This is a genomic window from Paracoccus sp. R12_2, assembly GCF_017744015.1.
Classification (GTDB): Bacteria; Pseudomonadota; Alphaproteobacteria; order Rhodobacterales; family Rhodobacteraceae; genus Paracoccus.
Genome location: NZ_JAGHRA010000021.1, coordinates 42305 through 50106, shown reverse-complemented (window position 1 = coordinate 50106; position 7802 = coordinate 42305). Strand labels below are relative to the sequence as shown.

General features: G+C 60.8%; 7 protein-coding genes. 1 reads left to right on the top strand and 6 read right to left on the bottom strand.

Going from position 1 to position 7802, the window contains the following annotated elements:
* The 6 genes from J7359_RS20070 to iolG form a co-directional block, all read right to left on the bottom strand.
* The coding region (locus tag J7359_RS20070) for a biotin carboxylase N-terminal domain-containing protein (RefSeq protein WP_247740256.1) at nt 1-125 on the bottom strand (125 nt) is incomplete at its 3' end.
* A gap of 106 nt (nt 126-231) precedes the next feature.
* On the bottom strand, nt 232-1356 hold the full coding sequence (locus tag J7359_RS18175) for a Gfo/Idh/MocA family oxidoreductase (protein ID WP_209058798.1): 1125 nt from the start codon (nt 1354-1356) through the stop codon (nt 232-234).
* 242 nt (nt 1357-1598) lie between these two features.
* Nucleotides 1599-2567, bottom strand: coding sequence for a hydroxyacid dehydrogenase (locus J7359_RS18170; protein WP_209058795.1), 969 nt, complete (start codon nt 2565-2567; stop codon nt 1599-1601).
* The gene (locus J7359_RS18165; RefSeq protein ID WP_209058792.1) at nt 2567-3373 is read right to left on the bottom strand and encodes an aldolase/citrate lyase family protein; all 807 of its coding nucleotides are present in this window, start codon (nt 3371-3373) and stop codon (nt 2567-2569) included. The genes J7359_RS18170 and J7359_RS18165 overlap by 1 nt, the downstream gene beginning before the upstream one ends.
* A gap of 13 nt (nt 3374-3386) precedes the next feature.
* On the bottom strand, nt 3387-4817 hold the full coding sequence (locus J7359_RS18160) for an NAD-dependent succinate-semialdehyde dehydrogenase (protein ID WP_209058778.1): 1431 nt from the start codon (nt 4815-4817) through the stop codon (nt 3387-3389).
* Nucleotides 4817-5824: an inositol 2-dehydrogenase gene (gene iolG / locus J7359_RS18155; RefSeq protein WP_209058776.1), complete on the bottom strand. Its 1008-nt coding sequence runs from the start codon at nt 5822-5824 to the stop codon at nt 4817-4819. Before iolG ends, J7359_RS18160 begins: the two co-directional genes overlap by 1 nt.
* Nucleotides 5825-5940: 116 nt before the next feature.
* Between iolG and iolD the strand changes: the two genes are divergently transcribed.
* Nucleotides 5941-7800 carry a 3D-(3,5/4)-trihydroxycyclohexane-1,2-dione acylhydrolase (decyclizing) gene (gene iolD, locus J7359_RS18150; RefSeq protein WP_209058754.1) on the top strand — a complete coding sequence of 620 codons (1860 nt, stop codon included), beginning with the start codon at nt 5941-5943 and terminating at the stop codon, nt 7798-7800.
* Nucleotides 7801-7802: the final 2 nt, after the last annotated feature.

Sequence of the window (7802 nt, the reverse complement as noted above, 5' to 3'; positions counted from 1 at the left end):
CGGTGCAGGCCCAGCTTGTCCTCCTCGGCAAAGACCGCGACCGTGCGCTTGCCCAGCTCGTTCGCCGCCCGCATGACCCGAATGGCAATCTCGCCACGGTTCGCCACAAGGATTTTCTGAAACATGCCTATTTCTCTCGAAGGTCGGTGCTCGGCGAACAGCCGAGCTAACACGGATAGACGCGATGTCGGCCCCATCCTTGTGCCACAGCAGGTAGACGGATGTCTCCTCTCAGGCTGTTATAGCCATCCACTGCCGCGCGGCGGAAGAGCGCTGGATTGTCTCGACCAACCGCTGGATACGCAGACCGGCCGCAAAGCCGAAAGGCTCGGGGATCTCGCCCGCAATGGCACGCAGATAGCCCTCGATCTCGATTGCCTTCAGGTCATTGAAGCCGATCTGATGGCCGGGGGCCACGCAAAAGCGACCATAGGGTGGATGGTCGGGGCTCGCTTCAAGGCGGCGGAAGCCGCGCCGACCGGGCGCGTCTGCGGTCGAATAGAAGTGCAACTCGTTGAAGCGCTCCTGGCTGAAGGCCAACGCGCCCTTCGTGCCATAGACCTCAAAGTCATGCTGCATTTTCCGACCGGTAGCAATCCAGTTTCCCTCGATAGAGCCTTGCGCCCCATTCGCGAAGCGCAGAAATGCGCGGCCCACATCGTCCACGGTCACGGCACGCATGCCCCCCTTTCCATCAGGGCGCTGATTGATCATCGTGATACAATCACCCATCACCTCAGCGATCGGGCCGAGCAGGAATTCAGCCGTGGCCAACGCGTGGCTGCCGATATCGGCCAACGCTCCACCACCCGACGGATCATGCCGGAAACTCCAGGGATCGTCGAGATTGGTCATATAATCCTCGGCATGCAGCCCGCGATAGCCACGGATTTCTCCCAGTTCGCCCGCCCCGATCATCTCACGCGCAAGCCGCAGCATGGGGTTACAGAGATAGTTGAAACCGACTTGAGTCTTAACTCCCTTGGCGGTTGCTGCGTCCGCCATCTGACGCGCATCCGAAGTAAGCGGAGCCAACGGCTTTTCGCAGTAGACGTGTTTGCCAGCTGCAATCGCGGACAACGCCATCTCCTTGTGCAGCGAGTTTGGGGCGGTGATATCAATCACGTCAATGTCAGGGTTTTCGATCATTGTGCGCCAATCGGCAGTGGCGTGACCAAAGCCGAAATCGGCGGCCGCGCGGGCGGCGGCTTCAGTGTTCACATCGGCGACGGTATGCAGTTCCAGACGATATGGCAGGTCGAAGACCTTTTGGGCGCTGGCGAAGCCGAAAACATGGGCCTTTCCCATGAAACCGGTGCCGATCAGACCGATGCGAATGAGGGGTTTGTCAGACATGAATTTTATCCGTTTTGAACCTGAGGTGGGCTTAAGTGCCATCTAAATCGCGGACACGTGAGCCGATTGAGGAGAATTCAACTTGAGGGTGCGCAGGCCGCGGTCGATAACCATCTCGAGGCTCCGGCAGATCCTGCTCAAGGCGTTGTGCCAAGTCCGTCAGAATTGCTCCACCACCGTAACAAAGAAGCGTTGCCTGTCGGACTTGCTCACAGAAAATGCTGAACCGGTAACGCAGTTTCTCAAACATAGGCGAATGTGGGATTGACGATGAGGCCTGGATCAACCGTGCCGTTCAGATAGTCGAGTGCGTTCTGTATGGATGCGATGGCCATACGTTCTCCACATTCGGCGGTCAGTCCGGCAATGTGGGGAGACAGAACTGCAGTCGGCTGGCCGAACAAGGGCGAACTCTCGGGTGGCTCTTCGTCGAACACATCGACGCCTGCGGCACCGACTTGGCACGAGGCAAGCGCCTCGGCAAGCGCCACTTCGTCCACCACGCCGCCGCGCGCCGTATTTGCTAGAACTACTCCCGGCTTCATTAGTGCGATCTCCCTTGCCCCTAGCACCGGCCTGTCGGCTCTGGGCACATGAATCGAGATGCAATCGGCCCAAGGCAAACCCTCGTCCAGATCGGCGACTTCGGCGACTGGGCCTTCCGGCCAACCCTTGCGCGAAAGATAGGGGTCATGGGCACGAATCGTCATCTCAAACCCCGCGGCCATGCGGGCAAGGCGTTGTCCGGTGCGGCCATAGCCAATGATTAGTAGCTTTTTACTTGAGATTTCCTGCTGTTCCAGCCGGTTGCGCCAGCCCCATCGGCCGGGCTCTCGCACCGCGCGGTCAGCCAGCAACACCCGCTTGGCGCCGGCCAGTAATTGCATCATCGCATGCTCGGCAACCGAGATCGAGTTTACGTCGCCGACGATGGACAGAGCAATGCCGCGCTCGTTCAGCGCGTCGAGATCGACCGCATCGTATCCAACGCCATGTCGCGAGACGACCTTTAGCTTCTCGGCGAGCGCCACTGTGGCAGCAGACAGCGGCTGGGTGCGGATCACCAGCGCATCGGCCTTTTTTATCAGCGGCGCGTAGGAAGGTTCCGAGATTTCCTCGACATAATCCACGGTTATACCGCGGGCGGGGAGTTCACGCAGCAACGCTTCTCCCGCAGGATGAAGTTTTCCAGCAACAAGAAGATGCGGCATCAATAGGCTCCTTTCGTTGCGGAGGCGGGGGCGGAACCGGTCAGGTTGCGCCAAGTCGCAACCGTGGCACTGGCCGCGCCGGCCAATAGGCGGGTATCGCCGCCGACCGTGGTCAGGTCGAACCCCCAACCAATAGCCTTCGCGGCATACTCCGGAGAGCCGCAGTGAAGACAGGCACGAATGCCGTTCGTCTTGCAGGCATCCTTGATTTGCTGAAGCAGCGCGATCATCTCGGGCTCTTCGCGGTCAAAGGCGGGGGGCAGACGACCTTCCTGTGTGCCAAGTGTCAGGTCTGCGGGACCAACATAGAGGCCGTCGAGACCGGGCGTTGCTGCGATGGCCTCAAGATTGTCCATGCCCTGCTGAGTCTCGACCATGGCCAGCGCAAGCAGCTGCTCGTTTGCCGCCACGCCATAGCCGCCATATGCGAAGGTGGCGCGGGTAGGCCCGAAACTACGTTGGCCCTGCGGTGGATAGCGCATGTAGCTGACGAACTCCGCCGCCTCGTCGGCCGAGTTGACCATCGGGCAGATGATGCCTTGCGCGCCTGCATCTAGCGCCTTCATGATCGCGCCCGGCTCGCGCCATGGCACGCGGACCATGGGCGTCACGCCCGAGGCACGCATCGCTTGCAACATGGGCAGCATCGCGCTGTAGTCCAGCGCTCCGTGCTGAGCGTCGATAGTGATGCTATCATAGCCTTGTGCCGCCATGATCTCGGCAGTCAGAGGATTGCCAATGGACAACCAACCATTGATGGCGGGGCGGTCGTCGGCCCAGTGTTGTTTTAACTTGTTGATGAACATCGCGATTCCTCCCCTAGAACACGATCTGCGCAAGCTTGGTGTCGAGGTAGTCCTCGATTCCCTCGATGCCACCTTCCCGGCCCATGCCGGAATGGTTGGTGCCGCCGAAAGGTGCCTCCGACGAGGCAAGCGCAAAGCTGTTGATGCCGACCATGCCCGCCTTCAGCGCCGCCACCGTCCGCCGCGCTCTGTCGGGCGACCGGGTGAAGGCATAGGCTGAGAGGCCCATGTCGGATGCATTGGCGCGTGCCAGCACCTCTTCTTCCTTCGAAAAGCGGGTGATGGCGGCGATGGGGCCGAAGTTTTCTTCGGCAAACACCCTCATGTCGTCGGTCACATCGGTCAGCACCGTCGGTTCGAAGAAGAAGCCGCCGTCGAGATGCGCCGGGCGCCTGCCACCATGGGCGAGCGTCGCGCCGCTGCGGATGGCGTCCGCGACGATGGATTCAATCTCGGCCAGTCTGCCGCCATTGATGAGCGGTCCCATGCCGGTTTCCATGTCTAGCCCGTCGCCCAACTTGATCTTTGCCGCGCGCGAAACGAAGCCCTCGACGAAGGCGTCATGCAGGCTGTCATGGACGAAAATCCGGTCGGGCGTCACGCAGACTTGGCCGCAATTGGCGAACTTGGTCGGCACGATCAGGTCCAACGTGCCTTCCAGGTCGGAGTCATCGTAGACGATCACGGGTGCGTTGCCACCCAGTTCCATGCTGACCTTCTTGACCGTATCGGCGGCGTCGCGAATCATCTGCTGGCCGACGCGGGTTGAGCCAGTCAGGCTGACCTTGCGCACCCGAGTATCGGCCATGATCGGCCCATAGGTGTCCGCGGTTGAGCCGACCACTAGATTGACCGCGCCGTCGGGCATACCCGCTGCGCGCAGGCAGTCGACCATCACCATCGCCACGCCCGGTGTCTGCGAGGATGGGCGCAGCACCACCGGACAGCCAGCGGCCAGCGCCGGGGCCAACTTGCGGGCGGGCAGGGCGGCGGGAAAGTTCCAGGCGGTGAATGCGCCCACGATGCCCACCGGTTCGCGCGTTACCTCGAACCGGCCACCCGGCACGCGGCTCTCGACAATGCGGCCATATATGCGACGAGCCTCCTCGGCGAACCAGCGAAACTGGTCGCAGGCCAAGGTCCATTCCCGGTCGGCCTGCGCAATAGGCTTACCGGTTTCGGAGACGATCATCCGCGCGGCCTCATCGGTGCGGCGAATCATCTCGTCGGCGGCCCTGTGCAGCGCGTCAGCGCGGGCGAATCCGCCCATCGCACGCAGTTTAGGCAGGGCGCGAGCGGCCGCGTCCAGCGCAGCTTTCGTATCCTCGGGGGTGGCCAGGGCCACCTGCCCAAGCAACTTTTCGGTGACCGGGGATATCACCTCTGCGGCGGCGGTGCTACGGCTCCAACTGCCGTCGATGAAAAGTCCGAATTGCGAATACATCAACCGATCTCCGAAGTTTTGATGGTGCGGCCTGCAGCGGCGGAACGGATTGCGGCCTCCGCCAAAATCAGCGCCTGCCTACCGTCCTCGAACCCGACTGGCACCGGCTTGCCTTGCTCGATGGCGTCGACGAAGGCACCGATTTCGGCGGCGAAGGCGTCGGCGTAGCGGTCGATGAAGAAATTCTTCAGCGGCGCGGCGCGGTCGGTGAATTCCGCGCCGTAAAGCCGGACCTGATCCAACGTCCGATTTTCGGAGATAGCCATGCCCTCGCTTCCGAAGGCCTCGACGCGTTGGTCATAGCCATAGACGGCACGGCGCGAGTTTGTGATCAGCGCCTGCTTGCTGGTGGCGGTCTTCAATACCACCGTCACGGTATCGTAGTCATCGTAGCGCTCCATCAGCGCAGTATCGACCAAGCGCGAGCCCGTAGCGGCGACCTCGGTCACCTCCTCGTCCAAGATAAAGCGGGCCATGTCGAAATCGTGGATGGTCATGTCGCGGAAGATGCCGCCCGAAGCCTGAATATAGGCATCAGGCGCCATGCCTGGATCGCGCGAAATGATGGTCACTTGGTGCAATTCGCCGATCCGGCCCGATTTGATGGCCCGCCGCACCCCGGCATGACCGCTGTCAAAGCGGCGCACGAAGCCCAACATGACCGGCAACCTGGCGCCCTCGATCTTCGCGGCGCAGGCGTTCACCCGGTCAAGCGACAGGTCGATAGGCTTTTCGCACAGGATGGCCTTACCCGCCGCGACCGCTTGTTCGATCAGGTCAGCATGAGTGGCGGTCGAACTGGCGATAAGCACCGCGTCCACCTCGCGCGATGCCAGCAAGGTCTCGACCGAATCGAACTGCGGCACGCTTAGGCTTGCCGCCACTTCGGCGGCGGCGGCCGCGTGGATGTCATAGACACCCGCCAGTCTGGCGCGTGGATGGGCGACGATGTTCTCGGCATGCATGCGGCCAATGCGGCCGATGCCAATGACGGCGATTCCTGTCATGGGGCTCCTCCCGGAATTCCTTCCAATCTCTTCTCGCAATAATCATTGCAGAACTATTGCATTGTCAATCATCATTCCGTATCGTTCGAAAAACACCATCCGCAGGAGGAGGCGAGATGACCCGCAAGACCGTGCGCCTGACAATGGCTCAGGCCCTTGTCCGTTACCTTTGTAATCAGTTCACCGAGATCGACGGTCAACGTGTTCCGCTGTTCGCCGGTGTCTTCGGCATCTTCGGCCATGGCAACGTGACCTGTCTCTCCGAGGCCCTAGAACAGGTTCAAGACCAGCTGCCGACCTGGCGCGGGCAGAACGAACAATCGATGGCTCTGGCTGCAGTGGCGTATGCCAAGGCGAAGAGACGCCGGCAGATGATGATCGCCGCAACTTCGATTGGACCGGGCGCAACCAATATGGTGACCGCGGCAGGAGTGGCGCACGCCAATCGGCTTCCAGTGTTGCTACTCAGCGGGGATATTTTTACCAACAGGCTGCCGGACCCAGTTCTTCAACAGGTCGAGCACTTCAACAATCCGTCGATCAGCGTCAACGATAGCTTCCGGGCGGTTTCGCGCTACTGGGACCGGATTACTCATCCCGCGCAAATTATCTCATCGTTGCCGCAGGCAATCGCAACCATGCTAGATCCGGCCGATTGTGGCCCGGCGTTCATCGGCCTGCCTCAAGATATCCAAGAAATCGCCTACGATTACCCCCTTGAATTCTTCGAGGAACGCGACTGGTCCATTCCGCGCCCTCGACCCGATCGAGAGCAAATCAAGGCGGCGGTGGAAATGCTGACCGCGGCAAAGAAGCCGCTAATCATTTCTGGCGGAGGCGTTAGGTATTCCGGCGCAGGGGAAGCGCTGGCGCGCTTCGCCGAAGCTCGTGGAATCCCGATGGCTGAAACGATTGCCGGCAAGGGCGCGGTTCTGCACGATCATCCCGCCTATGTTGGCGCGATGGGGATCGAAGGAACCGAGGCCGCTCGCGAATTGTCTGAAGCGGCTGATGTTGTGGTCGCTGTCGGCACACGGCTTCAGGATTTCACAACTGGTTCGTGGTCCACCTTCGCTCAAGATGCAAAGTTTATCGGAATCAACGCCGCTCGATTTGATGCCTATAAGCACCTTGCTCTCCCGGTGGTGGGTGATGCACTTGAGGCGTTGACCGAAATTGACGAGGCTCTGGGTGACTGGCGCTGTGATCCGGCCCATACGGATCATGCGAAGTCCCTTTACGCCGACTGGAACGATCTCGTGGACCAAGGTCAGGCTCCGACGAACGCCGCCGTGCCAAGCTATGCTCAAGTGATTGGCGTGGTAAACAAGGCCGCGCGTCCGAACGACACGATGATTGCCGCCGCCGGTGGTCTCCCCGGAGAGACCATCAAGAACTGGCGGGTTAAGGGGGCGCACAGCTTCGACTGCGAATTCGGGTTTTCGTGCATGGGATACGAGATCGCCGGAGGCTGGGGACATGCCATGGCGTTGGACGGTGAGGGAACCCCGATCGTAATGGTCGGAGATGGGTCCTACATGCTGATGAATTCGGACATCTATTCCTCGGTGCTTTCCGGCCACAAAATGATCGTTGTGGTCTGCGACAACGGTGGTTTCGGGGTTATCAATCGCTTGCAGACGAACAACGGTATTCCAGGGTTCAACAACCTGCTCAAGGACAGCCGCGTGCTGAACAAGCATGATCCGCTACATGTCGACTTCGTCAAGCACGCTGAATCGATGGGGGCCTATGCCAAACGCTGCGACAGCCTTGCGGATCTGGAGGCGGCTATGGAATGGGCGCAAGGCACCGACAGGACAACCGTGCTTTGCATTGCGTCTGACGCCTATGCATGGACGCCAGGAGGTGCTGATTGGTATGTGGGCGTGCCGGAGGTCTCGGAGCGCGACGACGTTCGCAAGGCCCGGGATGCACAAGTCGCATTCCGCCAGAAACAGCGGCTGGGGGTCTGATC